This window comes from Paraburkholderia caballeronis (assembly GCF_900104845.1).
GTDB classification, from domain to species: Bacteria; Pseudomonadota; Gammaproteobacteria; order Burkholderiales; family Burkholderiaceae; genus Paraburkholderia; species Paraburkholderia caballeronis.
Map to the genome: position 1 here is coordinate 378,496 of NZ_FNSR01000001.1, position 19,132 is coordinate 397,627.

Consider the following 19,132-nt stretch of genomic DNA (forward strand, 5'->3'; position numbering starts at 1 on the left):
CGCCTGAAATGCACCCGTTTGCCGCGCTTGATCCACGGATTGTCAACCGGGGGAGCGCGCCACAATGGCGGCTCAACATGCGTCAGTGCGTGCGCGGACTGACGCTTCCCTTGTCGGGGCAGCGCCCTAGCCGGAAGCATTCATCCATGAGCGAATTGAAGTCCACCGAACCGAGCCTCGAAACCGCCGACACGCTGCTGGCACGCGCCGATACGCTGTGCCGCGCCGAACGGTTCGACGAAGCCGAAGAACTGTGCCGCACGGTGCTCGACGCCGAGCCGGGGAATGCGGCGGCGATCCATCTGCACGGCATCGTCGCGTATCGGCGCGGCGACTACGACCTGGCCGTCGAGCGGCTGATGGACGCGATCACGCGCGCGCCGCGCCCGGACTACTATTTCACGCTCGGCAACGTGATGGCGACCAACAACCGGCCCGCCGCCGCCGCCGAATGCTTCAGCCTCGCGACGCAGTTGCAGCCCGATTACGCGGATGCCTACAACAACCTCGGCACCGCGCAGCGCGCGCTGAAGCAGTATCACGACGCCGTGCAGTCGTTCTGCAAGGTGCTGGAACTGCAGCCGCAGAACGGCCGCGCGTACAACAACCTCGCGAACGCCTTGCTCGAACTGAACGAACTGCCGGCCGCGCTCGAAGCATGGGCGATCGCGCACCAGCTCGCGCCGGATTATCCGGAGCCGCTCAGCAACCGGCTGTTCGCGCTGCACTACGAAAACCAGATGTCGCCGGAGCAGTATCTGGCCGATGCGCGTTATTTCGGCGATCTGGTCGGCCGCGCCGCGCAGCCGTTCCGTAGCTGGCTCGTCACGACGACGCCGCGCACGGACCGGCCGCTGCGCGTCGGCATCGTGTCCGGCGACCTGCGCCGCCATCCGGTCGGTTATTTCCTCGCGAGCGTGGTCGGCGCGCTGGACAAGCAGCGCATCGAACTGTTCGGCTACCCGACCCGCATGAACGAGGACGAGCTGACCGAGTCGATCAAGCCGCATTTCAGCCAGTGGCAGAGCATCGCGACGATGAGCGACATCGCCGCCGCGCAGCAGGTTCGCGGCGACCAGATCGACATCCTGATCGACGCGTCCGGCCACACGACGAGCAACCGCCTGTCGCTGTTCGCGTGGAAGCCCGCGCCGATTCAGGTGAGCTGGCCCGGCTACTTCGCGAGCACGGGGCTCGCGACGATGGACTACGTGCTCGGCGACCCGCACGTGCTGCCGGAAGGCGAGGAGGCGCATTTCGTCGAGAAGCCGTGGCGTCTGCCGGACAGCTACCTGTGCTTCACGCCGCCGCAGGAGGCGCCGGAAGTCGGCCCGCTGCCGATGACGAAAAACGGCTTCATCACGTTCGGTTATTTCGGCCGTCTGACGAAGGTGACCGACAGCGTGATCGCGGCGTGGGCCGAGATCCTGCGCCGCGTGCCGGGCGCCCAGCTGTTCATCAAGTCCGCGCAGCTCGACTTCGAGGACGTGCGCGACATGACGGTCGCGCGGTTCGCCGCGCAGGGCATCGGCGCCGACCGCCTGCTGCTCGAAGGGTTCTCGGGCCGCGACCTGTATCTGGACGCGTACAACCGCGTGGACGTCACGCTGAGCCCGTTCCCGTATCCGTCCGGCACGACCGCCGCCGAAAGCCTGTGGATGGGCGTGCCGGTGCTGTGCCGCAAGGGCGACCGGTTCTCGTCGCACATCGCGGAGAGCATCCTGCATACCGCCGGGCTCGGCGACGCGTGGATCGCCAACGATCAGCAGGATTACATCGGGAAGGCGGTGGCGCTCGCCTCGGACGCGAGCCGTCTCGCGGTGCTGCGCGCGAGCCTGCGGGCGCAGACGCTCGCCTCGCCGCTGTGCGACGCGCCGCGCTTCGCGCGCAACCTCGAAAGCGCGCTGCACGCGATGTGGGACGACTACATCGCGAAACGCCGGCTGACGAAGCGCGAGGCGTGAACGGATGAACGGCGTGGTACATGGAAGCAACGTCGCGCAGACGCTGCGCGACGCGCTCGCGCACCATCGCGCCGGCCAGCTCGACGCGGCGCGCGAACTGTACGAAGCGATCCTTCGCGTCGATCCGAACCAGCATGACGCGCTGCACTTCCTCGGGCTGCTCGCATGCCAGGTGCGGCGTCACGACGTTGGCGTCGCGCTGATCGAGCGGTCGCTGGCCGTGCGGCCGGACGCGATCTACTACAACAATTTCGGCAACGTGCTGATGGACCTGCGCCGCTTCGGCGACGCGATCGACAGCTACCGGCACGCGTTGAGCCTGAAGGCCGATTACCCCGAGGCGCACAACAACCTCGCGAACGCGCTGCGCGAGACGAAGCAGTACGACGCGTCGATGCGCGAATGCGTGGAGGCGATCCGCCTGCGGCCCGCTTATGCCGAGGCGTACAACAACCTCGGCAACGCGCTGAAGGGCATGGGTGAACTGGACGAGGCCGTCGCGAGCTACTGCAAGGCGATCGAGCTGAAGGCCGACTACGCGCTCGCGTACAGCAATCTCGCCAACGTGCTGCTCGCGCAGGGCAACGCGGACATGGCGATCGACTGCTTCCGCAAGGCGGTCGCGTTTCAGCCCGATCTGCGCAGCGCGCACCACGGCCTCGGCGGCCTGCTGCTCGCGCGCGGCGAGACGGCGGCCGCGATCGAAAGCCTCGAAAAGGCGCTCGACCCGGCCGACGCCGAAGTGCACAACACGCTCGGCTGCGCGCTGCGCGACCTCAACGATCTGGAAGGCGCGGAGCAGCGTTTCCGCGACGCGATCCGGATCGACCCGACGTTCGCGGTCGCGTACTGCAATCTCGCGGGCGTGCTGCGCAAGCAGGACCGCAACGACGAAGCGGTGGAGGCGAGCAGCCGCGCGATCGAACTCGATCCGAAGTTCAGCCCCGCCTATCGGGAGCTGAGCGTCGCGTATTACATGCTCGGCAAGCGGCCGGCGGCGATCATGGGCTTTCGCCACGCGCTCGAACTCGATCCCGAGGACGACCAGTGCTGGTACGGGCTGTCGACCGCGCTGCGCGACGACCAGCAACTGGACGAGGCGATGGACGCCATCCAGAAGGCGCTGTCGATCGGCGTGCAGACCGGGCAGAAATACCTCGCGCTCGGCGACATCCTGATCGCGCGCGGCGCGACGGAAGAGGGGCTCGACGCGATCCTGAAGGCGCTGGAACTCGGCAGCGAGCCGGTCCAGACGTACAACCGGCTGCTGTTCGTGATGCCGGGCTCGCCGCGTTATTCGCCGCGCGACGTGTACGAGCACGCGGTGCGCTTCGGCCAGCTGGTCGAGAAGGCCGTGAAGCCGTTCGATCCCGCGCCGCTCGTGTACGACGGCAAGCGGCCGTTGCGGATCGGCTTCGTGTCCGGCGATCTGCGCACGCATCCGGTCGGCATCTTCCTCGAAAGCATCCTGAGCCATCTGGACCGCTCGCGCGTCGATCTGGTCGCGTACGTCACGTACAGCAAGGACGACGACGTGACCGAGCGGCTGAAGCCGCATTTTTCGGAATGGTGCCTGCTCGAAGGGATGAGCGCGCGGCAGGCGGCGCAGAAGATCCGCGACGACCAGATCGACATCCTGGTCGATCTCGCCGGCCATACCGCGTACACGGGGCTCGCGATTTTCGCGTGGCGACCCGCGCCGGTGCAGATCAGCTGGCTCGGCTTCTTTGCGACGACGGGCTGCGAGTTCATCGACTACTTCGTCGGCGACCGCTACGTGCTGCCCGAGAGCGAGGAGCAGTATTTCGTCGAGAAGCCGTGGCGGCTGCCGGACAGCTATCTGTGCTTCACGCCGCCGCCGGGCGCGCCGGACGTCGGTCCGCTGCCGATGGCGAAAAACGGTTTCGTCACGTTCGGTTATTTCGGCAAGCTGGTGAAGCTGACCGACGAGGTCGTCGAACTGTGGTGCCGGCTATTGCATCGCGTGCCGAACGCGAAGCTGTTCCTGAAGGGGATCGGGCTCGGCGCGGACTATTCGCAGTTCCGCACGATCGAGCGCTTCGCCGCGCACGGCATCGACGCGGACCGGCTGATACTCGAAGGCGAGTCGCCGCGCCTCGAATACTTCAACGCGTACAACCGCGTCGACATCATGCTGAGCCCGTTCCCGTATCCGGGCGGCACGACGACGGCCGAGGCGTTGTGGATGGGCGCGCCGGTGCTGGGCCTGAAGGGCGACCGGTTCCTCGCGCACATCTGCGAGAGCCTCGTGCACGCGGCCGGCCTCGGCGAATGGATCGCCGACGACCAGCAGCAGTATCTGGACAAGGCGATCGCGTTCGCGTCGCAGCCGGAGCAGCTTGCCGCGTTGCGCGCCGGGCTGCGCGAACACGCGCGCGGGTCGCCGATGTGCGATGCGCCGCGCTTCGCGCGCAATCTCGTGGATGCGTTCCACCAGATGTGGTCGAAGCACGTCGACGCGCAGCAGCACGCGTAAGGGCAGGCCGTAAAAAACCGATGCCCCCGTTCGACGCCTCCTCTCGCGAGGCGTTCGAACGGGGGCATCTTTTTTCGTGAGCCGGCGGCAGTCGCGCTGCCGGCGCGGGCGTTACCGTTGCAGCATGCCGATTGCGTGGTACTGGCTCACCGAGTTGATCCGCTGGCGCGCCTGCACGTTTTCTTCGGTCAGCCGGTCGAGACCGACCCGCGCCGCGGCGCTGATCTGCTCGTCCAGCGTCTGGATTTCGCGGATCAGCGCGAGCGCCTTCGGCGGCTGTTCCCGCTTCAGCGACATCAGCAGCGGCGAGCGTTCCGCGATCAGCGTCTCGGCGCGCAGCCAGTCGCGTTGCAGGACGGCAGCGTGAATCTCGTGCGTCAGCTGCGCGGCACGGGTAAGCGCTTCGGTCGTCATGACGGTTCTCCCGCGCCGCGCGATGCGGCGGTTACTTGTTGGAGGCGAGGGTACCCGCGCTGTCCTTGCCGCCGAACAACTGCGTCAGATACTGCGTGTTGTTCTGCATCTGCGTCATCAGGTTGTTCAGCGCGGTGAATTGCGCATTGTACTGCGCGGTCAGCGCATTCTGATAATCGGTCAGTTGCGTCGACTGGTCCTGCAGATCGCTCAAATCGGCGTTCAGCGTGCTCGTGCGCTGGTCGATCATGCCGCTCGCCTGGGTGTAGGGCGTCATGAACAGGTCGAGTTTCGCGCCGATCCCGTTGAGGGGGTTGAAGACCGCCGTCAGCGCGGAACTGTTCGTCGACAGCGCGTTCTGCAGCGTGTCGTCGTCCACCGAGATCGTGCCGTCCGGCTGCAGGTTCAGCCCGATCGACGAAAGGCTGTACGTCTTGCCGCCGCTCGTGATGCCGCTGCTGATCAGCGACGCGAGGCCGTTGGTGATGCCGTTCGTCATCGAGTCGCCGAGCAGCGGGCCGGCGGTCGACGTGCTCTGGTTGTACGACGACAGGCTCGCGGCCGTCGTCACGTAGTTGTTGTACGCCGACACGAAGTTGTTGATCGCGGTCGTGGACGCCGACGTGTCGTTCACCAGCGTCAGCGTCTGCGTAACCGGGGTCGACGGCGTCGCGCCGTTCACGCCCGAGATGTCCAGCGTGACGCCGGTCAGCGCGTTGGTCACCGTGTTGCTCGCGCTCGTGACCTGCAGGCCGTTGATGCTGAGCTGCGCGTCCTGGCCGGCGACGACGCCCTGCGAGAACAGCGCGGTGCTGTTGCCCGACGAGTCCGTCGCGGTGACGTTGCTCGTCAGCGTGATCGTGTTGGCCTGGCCAGTCTGCTTCGAGGTGAGCAGCAAGTGCTGACCGTCGGTCGCGTTCACGACGGTCGCGCTGACGCCCGGATTGCCCGCGGAGTTGTTGATGGCCGTCGCGATCGCCGACAGCGATTCGCCCGACGTCACCGACACGTTCATCGACGAGCTGCCGACCTGCAGCGTCATCGTGCCGGCGTTCAGCGTGGACGTGGACGGCAAGGCGATCGACTGCGCCGAGCTGGCCGTCGCCAGTTGCGAGACGCTGACGGAGTAGCTGCCGGTGACGGCGCCCGTCGTGGTGCTCGCGGTGATGCCGGTGCCGTTCAGCGAGGCTTTCACCTGCGACAGCGCCGTGCCGTCGAGGAAGCCGGACAGCGCGTCGTCGAGCGACGACAGCGCGGACTGGATCTTGCCGATCGCCGACAGCTCGGTGTTGTCGGACGATTGCTGGGTCGCGATCGCGCTCGCCTGCGCAGAGGTCTTCGAGGTGACCATTGCCTGCACGAGCGAGTTGATGTCCAGCGTCGAGCCGGTTGCGCCGTCGATGATCGACTGCGCTGCCTGGGCCAGTTGCGAGTTAAGGTCGGCCGCTGTCGTGCCGCTCGTGGTCGTGACGGTTGAGGTCATGCCGAATTCTCCGCGCGCCTGGCCGCATGCCAGAGCGGTATCGGTTGAAATACCGACAGGAAGGCAAGCCTTCCTGTCGTTTGTATGGGGTAAGCCGGCGCGGGTGGGCGGGCGTGGCCGCCGTCCGCGCCGGGGTGGCGCGCATCATCGCGCGCCGGGTGCATCTTACTGGAGAAGCTTCAGGATCTGTTGCGGCAGCGAGTTCGCTTGCGCCAGCACCGAGATACCTGCTTGTTGCAGCACCTGCGCCTTGCTCAGGTTCGCCGTTTCCTGCGCGAAGTCCGCGTCGGTGATCTGCGATTCGGCGGCGCTCAGGTTCGTCGATTCCGTTTGCGTGCTCGTGACGGTTTCCTGCAGCGTGTTTTGCTGCGCGCCGAGCTGCGCCTGATACACGTTGATCTGCGTGAGCGCGTTGTCGATCGTGGTCATCGCCGTTTGCGCGCCGGCCGACGTCGAGATGTTGATGCCGTCGACGCCGAGGCCCGCAGCGTTGAACACCGTGCCGCCGAAGTTGATGCTGACGAACTGGCCCGAGAACGCGCCGACCTGGAAGTTCAGCGTGCCGGCAGCCGACAGGATGTTGATGCCGTTGAACGACGTTTGTTGCGCAACGCGGCTGATTTCGCCCAGACGGGTCGTGACTTCCGATTGCAGATCCTGCAGCGCCGACGAGTCGAGCGAGCCGTCACCTGCCTGCACTGCCAGCTGGCGGATACGTTGCAGGTTGTCGATCGTCGATTGCAGCGCGCCGTTCGCCGTTTGCACGAGCGAGATCGCGTCGTTCGCGTTCGCAACGCCCTGGTTCAGCGCGTTGATCGACTTCGTTTGCGACGTGGCGATCGCGTAACCTGCTGCGTCGTCCGCGGCGGTGTTGATACGCTTGCCCGACGACAGGCGGTTGATTGCCTGCGACAGCGCGTTTTGCGAACCCGACAGGTTCGTCTGCGCCGTCAGGGACATGATGTTGGTGTTGATATTCAGCATTTGCGTCCTCGTTTGTAAAACGCCTTAGAGTTGGCTCTTTATTGCTTCGGCGTCGCGCTGTCGCTTGGTTTCTTCGGGTCGCGCTGACTGCCTTACCCTGGTTGACGGCGCGTGGAGAACAAACTTTAGGTGCCCGATTGTTACGAATTGATAGATCTGCTTCGCCGCGGTGAGCGCCGCCCCGCTGCCGGCGGGGGCGATGCGGTATCGGCGCGCGATGGGTTGAGACGTTGCATCGCATGGTCGGCTCCGGCTCACCGCATGCCGGAAAATGCGCGATGCATGGCGCGGTTTGCCTCGCGGAGCGGGCTGCGCCGATGGCTGTGCTGCGGCGGCATCGGGGCCCCCACAAACGCCGAAACGTCGCTCGCACCGGGGTTTACGGACGGTGAACGGGGCCGGTCAGCGGCTCGACGGCAGCCGGGGATTCGGCAAGTCCCTGACCGGACACAAGAAACGGTGGTTTGCCGATACATTTCCTGATATCATGTCGGGCGAATTGAGATCCTTGCCTGGTTTTGCCGCCGTAATCCGTTACTGTCGACGGGGGCGAACCGGCGGTTGGACGCGATGCAGCAGGGTGCGTCCGGCCGCGTTCCGCAGTGAACCCCCTACTTCTCTTTTCCGGCCTCCGTGGCCGCCTTGCCTCTCGTTTCGGGCTCCGTGGCCAGTTGCCCGCCGGAACGATCGGAGGGGCCGGCGTGCGAGCAGCTTTGCGCTCGCGCGATTGAAACCATATCAAGCGATTGAGTTAGGAATTACATGACGACGATTCTTCTGAAGGAAAACGAGCCGTTTGAAGTGGCGATCCGCCGCTTCCGCCGTGCGATCGAAAAAAACGGCCTGATCGCCGAACTGCGTGAGCGCCAGTCTTACGAGAAGCCGACCGCCGTGCGCAAGCGCAAGAAGGCCGCTGCGGTCAAGCGTCTGCACAAGCGCCTGCGCAGCCAGATGCTGCCGAAGAAGCTGCACTAAGCCGCTTTTTTCGCAGGTCCGCCGGACGGCGGTGCATGCTTCGCAAGAAGCAGCACCGCCGTCTGCGTTTGGGGTGATGCCGAAAGCGGGGCGCGTTTATTTCGCCGGCGGCCCGGCCGTGTGCCCGATAACTATTCAGGCTGCATGCCGGACGCCGTCCGACGACAGGCCGAACTGCGCGGCAATTGCGGTCAGCCGGCCGCGCCATTCCCATGCGCCGAATACGTCGTGGACGTTCTGCAGGCAGCCGAGCAGATCGACGGTCGCCGGATCGTAGATGTTGATGCGCGCGCGCAGCAGCGCCTTCTTCAGCGCGGCGACGCCGACGTCCATATAGAGCGGCACTTCGCTCGCCGGTTTGCCGATATAACGGACCGGGATGCCTTCCATCGCGCTCACGTAGTCGCGCGGCCGGATCAGGTTGCCGATCGGACAGCCCCCATAACTGAGGCTGCTGCAACTGCCGCGATAGGCGCCGCCGCCGCGGGGCAGCAGCGCCGCGCGCCCCTGGCCCAGAAGATGGGCGACGGCCCGGTCGAAGATCTCCTGATGGGTCAGGAAGTGGACGTTTTTCATTGCAGCCCCCTGCGCGACGCACAGCGGATGTCTCCCCATCGAGCGCGGCGCATGCGTCGATGCGCGTTCCCGCGGCGCGCCTGCACTCGCTGACAGTTATAACGGCGCGCGGCGGGAAAAGCGTTATGCGCCGCACGCTTCGCGGGCGATTGAGCAGCGATGCGAAACGTGCGCGGCGTGGGGCGAAGCTCGCGCAGCCTTATGGGGTAATGCTTTGCGGGGTGCCGCGAAGGCCGCCAGGGACTTTCCCGCATAGAGGGCAATAGAGCGGCCGGCCGTTGCCAAAACGCGTCATGCCGATGCGGCTTCACGCGCGCAGGCCGAGCGGCGATGGTCCGGCCGACGGGCTCGTTCAGTGTGCCGCGCGCGCCCGTCGCTTCTTGCCCAGCGCGGCGCATGCGGCGCGGCAATCGCAATTGCGCTCGTGGTCGTTGACCATCCCGACGGCCTGCATGAACGCATAGCAGATCGTCGTGCCGACGAACTTGCAGCCGTACTGCTTCAGCGCCTTGCTGAGCGCGTCCGATACCTCGGTCGATGCGGGCGCGTCGCGATACGTCGCCCAGTCGTTCTGGAGCGGCGTGCCGCCGACGAACGACCAGACGAACTGCGCGAGCGAGCCGTGCTCGTCGCGAATCTGCTGCACCGCGCGCGCATTCAGGATCGCCGCTTCGATCTTGTTGCGGTTGCGGACGATCGATGCGTCCTGCAACAGCATTTCGACCTGCTTCGGCGTGAAGCGGGCGACCTTGTCCACGTCGAAGTTCGCGAATGCGCGGCGATAGCCTTCGCGCTTGTTCAGGATCGTCGACCATGACAGCCCGGCCTGTGCGCCCTCCAGCACGAGCATCTCGAACAGGTGGCGGTCGTCGTGCGACGGCACTCCCCATTCGGTGTCGTGGTAGTGCGCGAGCGAGTCGGTGGTCGCCCAGTTGCAGCGGTGAGTCACGGTCGATGCCTCCTCTTCGGATGTTTCAGGACGACGCCAGCATAGCGGATCGCGCCCGCTCGGCCACCCTGGCCATCCGGCCAATTGTGCGATCGCGGCAGACCCGTTAGTCTCTGCGGCACGACCTATTTCGCGTATCGCGCGGGCAATCATCATGGACAACTTCTCGTATCTGATCGGCATCGACGGCGGCGGCACCGGCACGCGCGTCGTGCTCGGCGACGCGCGCGGCGCCGAACTCGCGCAGGCGACGGCCGGGCCGTCCGGACTCGGGCTCGGCATCGCGCGCGCGTGGCAGTCGATCGAAGACGGGTGCCGCGCGGCGTTCGCCGATGTGGGCATTGCGCTCGACTGGCCGCGCTGCGTGCTCGGTTGCGGCCTCGCCGGCGTGAACAACCGCGACTGGCTCGCGGCGTTCCGCGCCGCCGCGCCGAATGTCGCCGGTCTTGCGATCGAGACCGATGCCTATACGACGCTGCTCGGCGCGCATGGCGGCGAACCCGGCGTGATCGTCGCGCTGGGCACCGGCAGCATCGCGGCGGTGCTCGATGCGGACGGCGCGTCGCGCATCGCGGGCGGCTTCGGCTTTCCGTCCGGCGACGAGGCGAGCGGCGCATGGTTCGGTCTGCGAGCGATCGTGTATGCGCAACAGACCCTCGACGGCCGCGCGCCTGCCGACGCGTTCGCGCAGGCCCTGCTCGCGCACACCGGCGCAACGGATCGCGACAGCCTGATCGTGTGGCTGTGCGCGGCGAACCAGACCGCTTACGCGAGCCTCGCGCCGGCCGTACTCGCGCATCGCGACCACCCGTTTGTCGCGAAGCTGCTCGCCGAAGCCGGTGCGGAGATCGCGAAGATGGTCGTCGCGCTCGATCCGTCCGGCACGCTGCCCGCCGCGCTCTGCGGCGGTCTCGGCAAGCCGCTGCTCGACTGGGTGCCGGACGCGGTGCGCGCCCGGCTGCGCGCGCCGCTCGCGGATTCGGCGCACGGCGCGCTGCGGCTCGCGTTGCGCGAGGCCGCGCGGCTTCGCGACGAAGCGGCCTCGCGCGCGTGACGGCGCTGCGCCGGGCGCCAACGGCCTGCGCGGCGTCGCTTGCGCGGATGCTACGATTCGACGTTTGATTCTCTTCGCCTGCCTGCCATGTACAAGGTCATCGCCACCGATCTCGACGGAACGCTGCTCAACGCCGACCACCAGGTCGATCCGTTCACGGTCGCGACCGTCGGCGCGCTGGAGGCGCGGGGGCTGCCGTTCGTGATCGCGACGGGCCGGCACTATCGCGACGTCGCCGGCATTCGCGACGTGCTCGGCATCCGGCCGTATCTGATCACGTCGAACGGCGCGCGCGTGCATGCGCCGGACGACACGCTGATTCACGCGCGCAACCTGTCCGCGCAAGCGGTGCGCCGGATCGTGCATCCGCAGATCACCGGCGAGCATGGCCGCGTGATCGTCAGCCTGTTCTCCGACGACTCGTGGCTGATCGACCGCGACGCGCCGCAACTGCTCGCGCTGCATCAGGATTCGGGGTTCGGCTATCAGGTGACCGACCTGCACGCGCATCACGGCGAGGAGATCGGCAAGGTGCTGTACATCGGCGACCCGGCCGATCTCGCGCACGTCGCCGCGAATCTCGCGCGCGAATTCGGCGACGCGCTTTATGTGACCTACTCGCTGCCGGATTGCCTCGAAGTGATGACGTCGGACGTGTCGAAGGGGCGCGCGCTGCGCGTCGTGCTGGAACGACTCGGCCTCGACGCGTCGGGCTGCGTCGCGTTCGGCGACAACATGAACGACATCGACCTGCTCGAAACCGCCGGCCATCCGTTCATGATGAACAACGCGAACCCGGACCTGATCGCGCGGCTGCCGTCGGTGCCGCGCATCGGCAACAACTTCGAAGCGGGCGTTGCGCATCATCTGCGCAGGCTGTTTCGGATGAACGACGAAATCGCGGCGTCCTGAGCTTTTTTCGAACGGCTGCGTGCCGCGCGCTCAGGGCATCGTCATTGAGCGGCCGGCAGCGCGGCGCACGGGCAGTCGGTCGAGCGGCCGTCGAGGCCTTCGTGATCGTGCGTGAACGTCGCGGTCGGCCGGTCCGCGCTCCAGTCGATGCGCACTACATAGATGCTGTCGAAATCCGAACCGGGCCATGTCGGCACGTCGGCATCGTTGCTGCCGTAGGTCGTCACGATCTTGCGGACCAGTTCCTCGACGTCGCGATGCTCCCACGCGATCAGCGCGGTGCGGCCCCGCCATTCGGGCGCGACGAGCGTGCGTTCGAGCGCGCCGATCTGCGAACGGCCATACGGCGTCTGCACCGGCATTCCGAACTGGATCGCGGTCGGCTCGATCGTCGCAAGCGGGCGCACGTAGTAATACGGATGTCCGCGGTCGTCCTTCTTCTCGCCCGGGTCCGGCGCGTAGATCGCGTCGGGTTTGCCGAATTTCGCGGCGATCACCGCCGGCAAGGCGAGCGCGCGATTCAATCCCTGGCAGTTCAACTGCCCGAGTCCTTCAGGCGGTTTCTCGGCGTGGCGGACGAACACCAGCGTTTCGATGTCGGTCGGCGCGGCTCGCGTCGTCGGCGCGAACAGCACAGCCGTCGCGCTCACGCAAAGCGAAGCAGCGGTCCGCAAGGACAAGCGGAACGGGAAGGTTGAAAAGGAAAGCGGGCGCATGGCGGCGCGCATCGGCGGCAAGGGAAAGGGGAATCGGATGACGGTCGCCCGATTCTAGCAGCGGCGTCATCCGGCCACGCTCGAATCGGGCGGCTCCGCGCACGCTCGATGGCGTCGCGCGGACCTGGCGGATCAGCGCCGTTGCGCGACCGCCGGATAGACGACGCCAGCGATGACCGCGCCGATCATCGGCGCGAGCCAGAACAGCCACAGTTGCGAGATCGCTTCGCCGCCGACGAACAGCGCCGGGCCGGTCGAGCGCGCCGGGTTCACCGACGTGTTGGTGACCGGAATCGAGATCAGGTGGATCAGCGTCAGGCACAGGCCGATCGCGATCGGCGCGAAGCCGGCCGGCGCGCGTTCGTCGGTCGCGCCGAGGATCACGAACACGAAGAAGCCGGTCAGCACCGTTTCGCAGATGAACGCGGCGGCCATCGAATAGTGGCCCGGCGAGTGGTCGCCGTAGCCGTTCGTCGCGAAGCCGCTCGCGACCAGATCGAAGCCCGGCTTGCCGGTCGCGATCAGCGACAGCACGAACGCGCCGAGCGCCGCGCCGATCACCTGCGCGACGATGTACGGCACGAGGTCGCGCACCGGGAAGCGGCCGGCGACGGTGAGCCCGACGCTGACCGCCGGGTTCAGGTGGCAGCCGGAGATATGGCCGATCGCGAACGCCATCGTCAGCACGGTCAGGCCGAACGCGAATGCGACGCCGACGAAGCCGATGCCGAGGCCATGAACCGGGCCGGCGAAGCTCGCCGCGAGCACCGCGCTGCCGCAGCCGCCCAGCACCAGCCAGAAGGTGCCGAACAGTTCGGCAATTAGTCTTTGGGATAAGCGCATCGTATGACACCTCGAAAAGTCGATTTGAAGGAGACGGAAAAGCCCGGCTTTCGATAAGTGCCAGATTCTAGGCAGTCCCTCGACTCAACGGGTGTCAACAATTGTCAATTCGGCAGTTATTGATCCCATTATTGACAGGCGTTCCGCGTTCGAATTGCGCGTTCGAGCCGATCGTTAAATATTCCGCATATCCGTCATAAAGCGGATTAGCGGCGATTGCTAATTTCCCTATTTACGTCTAATCTGCGTTGCAGTTGCAGCATCCACAAATGTGGGGGGAACGAAATGTCGCAATATTCGGAACTCAAGGCTCAGATCGCCAGACTGACGGAGCAGGCGGAAGAGGCGCGGCGCACCGAGATCGCCGACGTGATCGCGGCTATCCGCGAGAAGATCGCCGAATACGGCCTGAGCGCGCAGGATCTGGGTTTCGCCACCGCGGCGAAGCGCGGGCGCCCGCCGAAAAAGGCGCCGCTGCCGCCGCGCTATCAGGATCCGAAGACCGGTGCGACGTGGAGCGGGCGGGGCAAGCCGCCGAAATGGATCGCCGGCAAGAATCGCGAACGTTATCTGATCGGTTAGCGAGCCGGCGCTTAGGTCCTGTTTCGGTCCTGTTTCGGTCCTTCTTCGCCGTTCTTTACCGAAACGCCCGCGCAATGTCCGGCCGTCAGCGTAAAAAAAGCCGCATGGAACCCATGCGGCTTTTGTACGTAAACTCTTCGATCGGCCTAATCGCAGCGCGCCGCCGATTAGCGACGCGCATTCGCCGGCTTTATCGCACCGGCGCGGCCCTGGCTTAACCAGCGGCGACCCGACGCAGAACCGGACGCTGTGCCGATTCGACGAGCGTCGCATAGCTGTCGAGGTAATTGCGCGCCATCGTCTTCGAGCTGAAGCGGCGTTCGAATTGCGCGCGGATCGCTTCGCGGGACAGCGAATCGATGTTCTGCAACGCGGCGACCGCACCCTGCACGTCCTCGACGATGTAGCCGGTCAAGCCGTTGTCGATCACCTCCGGCACCGAGCCGCGGTTGAACGCGATCACCGGCGTGCCGCACGCCATCGACTCGATCATCACGAGGCCAAACGGCTCCGACCAGTCGATCGGAAACAGCAGCGCCTTCGCGCCGGACAGGAATGCGGGCTTCTGCGTCTCGTCGATCTCGCCGACGAATTCGACGTGCGCCTGCGAAAGCAGCGGCTCGATTTCCGTCCTGAAGTAATCGCGGTCGACCTTGTCCACCTTCGCGGCGATCTTCAGCGGCAGCCCGCTTTGCGCGGCGATCTTGATCGCGGTGTCCACGCGCTTTTCCGGGCAGATGCGGCCGAGGAACGCCAGATATTCCGGCTTGCGATCGGTCTGCGGCGTCAGCAGGTTCTCCGGCAGCCCGTGATAGATCGTGCTCAGCCAGTTCGCCTGCGGCAGCGGCTGGCGCTGCGAGTTCGAGATCGACACCACCGGCGCGTCCGGGAACGACTCGAACACCGGCTGCAGTTCCGGCAGGTCGAGCCGGCCGTGCAGCGTGGTCACGAACGGCGTGTCGAGCGTGGTGAACAGCGGGAACGGCAGGTAGTCGAGGTGAAAATGCAGCACGTCGAATTCGTGCGCGACGCGGCGCACGCGCTCCAGCAGCACGATGTGCGGGGCAAGCGCGTCGCGGATCGTCGGATCGAGGCGCAGGGCGCGCGGCCACGCGGCTTCGAGCTTCGCCGAGGTCACCGAATCGCCGCTGGCGAACAGCGTCACGTCGTGGCCGAGTTCGACCAGCGCTTCGGTCAGATAGGACACAACGCGCTCGGTGCCGCCGTAGAACTTCGGCGGAACGGCTTCGTACAGCGGCGCGATTTGTGCGATTCGCATTGGGTGATCTCCATGAACTGAGGGCAGCGTGCAATACGTTCCCGGTGGCTCGGCAGCCGCTGCGATCGGCGCATGCGGCGCTTTCGGGTTATCCCTGATTCCCATTATCGGGATGCAGGGAATCGATTCCGAGCTGTTTTGCAAACACTTAACGTTGTTACAGCGAGAAACAGCACTGTAGCGGGTTTCGGGGGAACGGAGTCGCGACGGTCGCTCGCATGCGCAATTACCGGACCCGCTGTCGTGGCGGGTTTTGGGGTTTTTGTTACGCAGTAATGAAAAGATCCTATAATTCGCCGCGCGTTTCCTTTTCGACGATATCGACGACATCGCCGATGCGGGGCGCTCCTCCCGAATCTCCGCCCAGCAGCCCCGCCGGCTGGCTTTGTCAGAAAAATTCCTACACAAATAGACGGTATTGCCTCACAGGCGGTTGGGGTGTCTGTCCGATTTCCATTTGTCCCTGCCCTGGACACAATGCCTATACGGCCACCTGCGGGCCGATTGAACCAGCTTTCGCTGGATATGAGTAGGCAAACGTTTTCGCAAGCGGCCTGACCAGCCAATAGCTTCAAGTTTCGGGGGAATCCATGAGCGCGACCACGCACAGTGACATGCTCAGCGAGATCAAGGAAGTGAACCTGTCGTACCTGCTGCTCGCGCAACGGCTGCTGCGCGAGGACCGGGCGGCGGGCATGTTCCGTATGGGGATCTCGGAGCGGCTGGCCGACGTGCTGGCCAGTCTTTCGCTCGCGCAGACCGTGCGGCTCGCCGCATCGAACCAGGTGTTATGCCGGTTCCGCTTCGACGACCACGCGATCCTCACGTCGCTCGCCGACAAGGGCAAATCCGCCGCCGCCGCGCAGACGCATTCCGCCATCCTGATGGCGAGCCAGCCGACCGAACAGCTCGACTGACGCGTCCGGGGCGCAGCGCGTCCCGCCCGTTCGTCCGCCCTGTCCGCCCTGTCCGCCGCGCCGTCCGCGTGCGGCGATGCGCGGCAGCGGTGCATCCGGCGCCGGCGCGGTGCGCCTGCCGCCGTTCTTTCTCACCTTTCATGGCCACCAGAAGCGTCGTACTCGAAGTCCGGCAGATTGCGCTCGCGACCGAACTGATCTCGCTCGGCGCGCGGCTGCCGCTGCTCGAAGCGGAGACGTCGCTGTCGCGCGACCGGCTGACGAGGCTCTACAAGGAAGTGCGCGGCGAGTCGCCGCCGAAGGGCATGCTGCCGTTCTCCGCCGACTGGTTCATGAGCTGGCAGGCGAACGCGCATTCGTCGCTGTTCTACAACATCTTCCGGGTGATCCGCGGCCACGACGGCGCGCCGATCCAGTCGATCGTGAAGAGCTACCGGCTGTATCTGGAGCACGTGCAGCTTCACGCGGTCGAGCCGGTGCTGAGCATCACGCGCGCATGGACCCTCGTGCGTTATTTCGCGGCGGGCCTGCTGGAAGGCGTCGCGTGCACGCGTTGCGGCGGTCACTTCGTCGCCCATGCGCATGACCCGAAGAGCGGTTTCGTCTGCGGGCTGTGCCGGCCGCCGGCGCGCGCCGGCAAGCGCGGCCGCCGCGCCGGCGCGGCGCGCGAAACCGGCCTGCCGGAGCACAACGACGCGCCGGCGCGCGGCTAGCGCGAACGGCCGGGACGGGCGGCCGCGGCCGCCTTCGTTGCCGCCTTTCGGGGTTGCGGGCGGGGGTGAAGCGCGCGCGGACCAGCCCGTAAGCTTCGCCGCGCCGGGTGTTTTTCGCGCCCGGACGACCAGGGGCAAACACCGACAAGCCGCGCGGGCCGCCGCGCCTTGCCCGGCGGCCCGCAGACGGCCGCCGCTGCGCGTTCGCGCCGCAGTTCGCATGGACCAAAGTTTTTCCCGACTGTGCCGTAAACCAGCTATTGACGCCAACCACGGAGGTCGGCGGCGCATTCTTGTGAGGACCCGGCTGTGCTGATTTTTGTGGGAACACTCGTGACGATCGCGTCCGTCTTCGGCGGTTATGCGCTGGAAGGCGGCCATCTCGCCGCGCTGCTGCAGCCGGTCGAAGTGCTGATGATCGCCGGCGCGGGTGTCGGCGCATTCATCCTCGGCAACGGAATCAAGACGATCAAGTCGACCCTCGGCGTGCTGCCGAAGCTGTTCAAGGGGTCGAAGTACAACAAGGACGTCTACATGGAGCTGATGGCGCTCCTGTACGTGCTGCTCGCGAAGGCGCGCAAGGAAGGCACGCTGACGCTCGAAGCCGACATCGACGATCCGCAGAAGAGCCCGCTCTTCACGCAGTATCCGAAGATCCTCGCGGACGATCACATCATCGAGTTTCTCACCGACTATCTGCGGCTGATGGTCGGCGGCAACATGAACGCTTTCGAAATCGAAAGCCTGATGGACGAGGAAATCGAGACGCACCATGCCGAGAGCGAAGCGCCCGCGCATGCGCTGTCGAAGGTCGGCGACGCGATGCCGGCATTCGGTATCGTCGCGGCGGTGATGGGCGTCGTGCACACGATGGCGTCGGCGGACAAGCCGCCCGCGGTGCTCGGCGAGATGATCGCGCAGGCGCTGGTCGGCACGTTCCTCGGGATCCTGCTGTCGTACGGCCTGATCAGCCCGCTCGCGAGCCTCGCGGAGCAGCGCGCGGCCGAGGAAACGAAGATGTTCCAGTGCATCAAGGTGACGATCCTCGCCAGCCTGAACGGCTACGCGCCGGCGATCGCCGTCGAGTTCGGCCGCAAGGTGCTGTACTCGACCGAGCGCCCGTCGTTCTCCGAGCTGGAAGAACACGTGCGCCGCGTGAAGGCGAAGTGAGCGCGGCCATGGTCAGCACAGGGAGCAGCCGGTGAGCAACGACAAGGACCGCGCGATCGTCGTGAAGCGGATCACGCCCGCGCGCAAGGGCCACCATGGCGGCGCATGGAAGCTCGCGTACGCGGACTTCATGACCGCGATGATGGCGTTCTTCCTGCTGATGTGGCTGCTGAGTTCGGTGACGACGACGCAGTTGCACGGCATCGCGGAGTACTTCAACCAGCCGCTGAAGATCACGCTGTGGGGCGGCGACCGCAGCGCCGAGGATTCGAGCATCCTGAAGGGCGGCGGACGCGACGTGTCGACCGAGGATCAGGGCATCACGCGCCGCAGCGACGGCCAGGACATACGCACCGCGCAGCGCAGCCAGACGCACAACGACGACCAGGCGATGAAGCAGTTGCAGGGCTCGATGGAGCGCCGCGAGCAGGAGCGCCTGCACGACCTGCAGGTGAAGCTGATGGCCGCGATCGAGGCGAACCCGGTGCTGCGCCAGTTCAAGCAGCAGATCCGCATCGATTCCACGCTCACCGGCCTGCGCATCGAGATCGTCGATTCGCAGAAGCGGCCGATGTTCGCGACCGCGCGCGACACCGTCGAGCCGTACATGCGCGACATCCTGCGTGCGATCGGCAAGACGCTGAACGACGTGCCGAACCGCATCGTCGTGCAGGGCCACACCGACGCCGTCCCGTACGCGGGCGGCGAAAAGGGTTACAGCAACTGGGAGTTGTCCGCCGACCGCGCGAACGCGTCGCGCCGCGAGCTGATCGCGGGCGGGATGGACGAATCGAAGGTGCTGCGCGTGCTCGGTCTCGCATCGACGCAGAACCTGAACAAGGCTGATCCGCTGGATCCGGAGAATCGCCGGATCAGCATCATCGTGCTGAACCACAAGTCCGAAGAGGCGCTGACGCGCGACGACACGACGACCACCACGCTGTCCGACGACGCCGCCGGTTCCGCGAAGGCGTTGCTGCCGTCGATCGCGCCCGGGGCCGCCGCCGAGCCGCCGCATCTGGCGCCGGTCGCGGGCGCCGGCGTCGCGCCGGCCAATGCGGCGGGGCACTGATGCGCAGCGGCCACGGCAATCCTGCGTGAAGC

At 66.2% G+C, this 19,132-nt stretch carries 18 protein-coding genes; 10 read left to right on the top strand and 8 right to left on the bottom strand.

Features of this window, described 5'->3' with window-relative positions; genetic code table 11:
• Nucleotides 1–146 precede the first annotated feature (146 nt).
• Nucleotides 147–1,964: an O-linked N-acetylglucosamine transferase, SPINDLY family protein gene (locus BLV92_RS01600; protein ID WP_090541651.1), complete on the top strand. Its 1,818-nt coding sequence runs from the start codon at nt 147–149 to the stop codon at nt 1,962–1,964.
• Nucleotides 1,965–1,968: 4 nt separating this feature from the next.
• Nucleotides 1,969–4,461, top strand: a complete 2,493-nt coding sequence (locus BLV92_RS01605) for a tetratricopeptide repeat protein (protein ID WP_090541653.1) — start codon at nt 1,969–1,971, stop codon at nt 4,459–4,461.
• Nucleotides 4,462–4,572: 111 nt separating this feature from the next.
• Here BLV92_RS01605 and fliT read toward each other — a convergent pair whose 3' ends face one another.
• From fliT to BLV92_RS01620, 3 genes are all read right to left on the bottom strand, one after another.
• Nucleotides 4,573–4,875, bottom strand: a complete 303-nt coding sequence (gene fliT, locus BLV92_RS01610; protein ID WP_090541655.1) for a flagellar protein FliT — start codon at nt 4,873–4,875, stop codon at nt 4,573–4,575.
• Nucleotides 4,876–4,906: 31 nt separating this feature from the next.
• On the bottom strand, nt 4,907–6,358 hold the full coding sequence (gene fliD, locus BLV92_RS01615; protein ID WP_090541657.1) for a flagellar filament capping protein FliD: 1,452 nt from the start codon (nt 6,356–6,358) through the stop codon (nt 4,907–4,909).
• Nucleotides 6,359–6,523: 165 nt separating this feature from the next.
• Nucleotides 6,524–7,342 (bottom strand): flagellin domain-containing protein, encoded by an 819-nt coding sequence (locus tag BLV92_RS01620; protein WP_090541659.1) that lies wholly within the window; start codon nt 7,340–7,342, stop codon nt 6,524–6,526.
• 762 nt (nt 7,343–8,104) lie between these two features.
• Between BLV92_RS01620 and rpsU the strand changes: the two genes are divergently transcribed.
• The gene (gene rpsU, locus BLV92_RS01625) at nt 8,105–8,317 is read left to right on the top strand and encodes a 30S ribosomal protein S21 (RefSeq protein WP_006401410.1); all 213 of its coding nucleotides are present in this window, start codon (nt 8,105–8,107) and stop codon (nt 8,315–8,317) included.
• A gap of 135 nt (nt 8,318–8,452) precedes the next feature.
• Here rpsU and BLV92_RS01630 read toward each other — a convergent pair whose 3' ends face one another.
• Nucleotides 8,453–8,893 (bottom strand): hypothetical protein, encoded by a 441-nt coding sequence (locus tag BLV92_RS01630; protein ID WP_090541661.1) that lies wholly within the window; start codon nt 8,891–8,893, stop codon nt 8,453–8,455.
• Nucleotides 8,894–9,245: 352 nt separating this feature from the next.
• Entirely contained in the window at nt 9,246–9,842 is a 597-nt protein-coding gene (locus tag BLV92_RS01635) for a DNA-3-methyladenine glycosylase I (RefSeq protein WP_090541663.1), read from the bottom strand.
• A 154-nt stretch (nt 9,843–9,996) separates the two neighbouring features.
• On the opposite strand from BLV92_RS01635, the gene BLV92_RS01640 reads away from it, so the two are divergent.
• Complete coding sequence (locus tag BLV92_RS01640) at nt 9,997–10,896, top strand: glucosamine kinase nucleotide-binding domain-containing protein (protein ID WP_090541665.1); 900 nt, start codon at nt 9,997–9,999, stop codon at nt 10,894–10,896.
• Nucleotides 10,897–10,983: 87 nt separating this feature from the next.
• Nucleotides 10,984–11,808: a Cof-type HAD-IIB family hydrolase gene (locus BLV92_RS01645; protein WP_090541666.1), complete on the top strand. Its 825-nt coding sequence runs from the start codon at nt 10,984–10,986 to the stop codon at nt 11,806–11,808.
• A gap of 41 nt (nt 11,809–11,849) precedes the next feature.
• Here the strand turns inward: BLV92_RS01645 and BLV92_RS01650 are convergent, their stop codons facing one another.
• Nucleotides 11,850–12,458 carry a histidine phosphatase family protein gene (locus tag BLV92_RS01650; RefSeq protein WP_243844025.1) on the bottom strand — a complete coding sequence of 203 codons (609 nt, stop codon included), beginning with the start codon at nt 12,456–12,458 and terminating at the stop codon, nt 11,850–11,852.
• A 198-nt stretch (nt 12,459–12,656) separates the two neighbouring features.
• Nucleotides 12,657–13,367, bottom strand: a complete 711-nt coding sequence (gene aqpZ, locus BLV92_RS01655; RefSeq protein WP_090541668.1) for an aquaporin Z — start codon at nt 13,365–13,367, stop codon at nt 12,657–12,659.
• A 285-nt stretch (nt 13,368–13,652) separates the two neighbouring features.
• Here aqpZ and BLV92_RS01660 point away from each other — a divergent pair, with 285 nt between their 5' ends.
• Entirely contained in the window at nt 13,653–13,949 is a 297-nt protein-coding gene (locus BLV92_RS01660; protein ID WP_090541670.1) for an H-NS histone family protein, read from the top strand.
• A 214-nt stretch (nt 13,950–14,163) separates the two neighbouring features.
• Here BLV92_RS01660 and BLV92_RS01665 read toward each other — a convergent pair whose 3' ends face one another.
• Nucleotides 14,164–15,228: a glycosyltransferase family 4 protein gene (locus BLV92_RS01665; protein ID WP_090541672.1), complete on the bottom strand. Its 1,065-nt coding sequence runs from the start codon at nt 15,226–15,228 to the stop codon at nt 14,164–14,166.
• Between the two features lie 590 nt (nt 15,229–15,818).
• On the opposite strand from BLV92_RS01665, the gene flhD reads away from it, so the two are divergent.
• The 4 genes from flhD to motB all read left to right on the top strand — a co-directional run bounded on the left by flhD (nt 15,819) and on the right by motB (nt 19,100).
• Nucleotides 15,819–16,145, top strand: coding sequence for a flagellar transcriptional regulator FlhD (gene flhD / locus BLV92_RS01670; protein WP_090541674.1), 327 nt, complete (start codon nt 15,819–15,821; stop codon nt 16,143–16,145).
• A 140-nt stretch (nt 16,146–16,285) separates the two neighbouring features.
• On the top strand, nt 16,286–16,858 hold the full coding sequence (gene flhC, locus BLV92_RS01675) for a flagellar transcriptional regulator FlhC (protein WP_090541676.1): 573 nt from the start codon (nt 16,286–16,288) through the stop codon (nt 16,856–16,858).
• 309 nt (nt 16,859–17,167) lie between these two features.
• Nucleotides 17,168–18,028, top strand: coding sequence for a flagellar motor stator protein MotA (gene motA / locus BLV92_RS01680; RefSeq protein ID WP_090541678.1), 861 nt, complete (start codon nt 17,168–17,170; stop codon nt 18,026–18,028).
• Nucleotides 18,029–18,059: 31 nt separating this feature from the next.
• Nucleotides 18,060–19,100 (top strand): flagellar motor protein MotB, encoded by a 1,041-nt coding sequence (gene motB, locus BLV92_RS01685; protein ID WP_090541680.1) that lies wholly within the window; start codon nt 18,060–18,062, stop codon nt 19,098–19,100.
• Nucleotides 19,101–19,132 lie beyond the last annotated feature (32 nt).

Bases quoted from the DNA above. Each gene is read 5' to 3' on its own strand.
- BLV92_RS01600 (WP_090541651.1), top strand. From the start codon at position 147: ATGAGCGAATTGAAGTCCACCGAACCGAGCCTCGAAACCGCCGACACG.
- BLV92_RS01605 (WP_090541653.1), top strand. From the start codon at position 1,969: ATGAACGGCGTGGTACATGGAAGCAACGTCGCGCAGACGCTGCGCGAC.
- fliT (WP_090541655.1), bottom strand. From the start codon at position 4,875: ATGACGACCGAAGCGCTTACCCGTGCCGCGCAGCTGACGCACGAGATT.
- fliD (WP_090541657.1), bottom strand. From the start codon at position 6,358: ATGACCTCAACCGTCACGACCACGAGCGGCACGACAGCGGCCGACCTT.
- BLV92_RS01620 (WP_090541659.1), bottom strand. From the start codon at position 7,342: ATGCTGAATATCAACACCAACATCATGTCCCTGACGGCGCAGACGAAC.
- rpsU (WP_006401410.1), top strand. From the start codon at position 8,105: ATGACGACGATTCTTCTGAAGGAAAACGAGCCGTTTGAAGTGGCGATC.
- BLV92_RS01630 (WP_090541661.1), bottom strand. From the start codon at position 8,893: ATGAAAAACGTCCACTTCCTGACCCATCAGGAGATCTTCGACCGGGCC.
- BLV92_RS01640 (WP_090541665.1), top strand. From the start codon at position 9,997: ATGGACAACTTCTCGTATCTGATCGGCATCGACGGCGGCGGCACCGGC.
- BLV92_RS01645 (WP_090541666.1), top strand. From the start codon at position 10,984: ATGTACAAGGTCATCGCCACCGATCTCGACGGAACGCTGCTCAACGCC.
- aqpZ (WP_090541668.1), bottom strand. From the start codon at position 13,367: ATGCGCTTATCCCAAAGACTAATTGCCGAACTGTTCGGCACCTTCTGG.
- BLV92_RS01660 (WP_090541670.1), top strand. From the start codon at position 13,653: ATGTCGCAATATTCGGAACTCAAGGCTCAGATCGCCAGACTGACGGAG.
- BLV92_RS01665 (WP_090541672.1), bottom strand. From the start codon at position 15,228: ATGCGAATCGCACAAATCGCGCCGCTGTACGAAGCCGTTCCGCCGAAG.
- flhD (WP_090541674.1), top strand. From the start codon at position 15,819: ATGAGCGCGACCACGCACAGTGACATGCTCAGCGAGATCAAGGAAGTG.
- flhC (WP_090541676.1), top strand. From the start codon at position 16,286: ATGGCCACCAGAAGCGTCGTACTCGAAGTCCGGCAGATTGCGCTCGCG.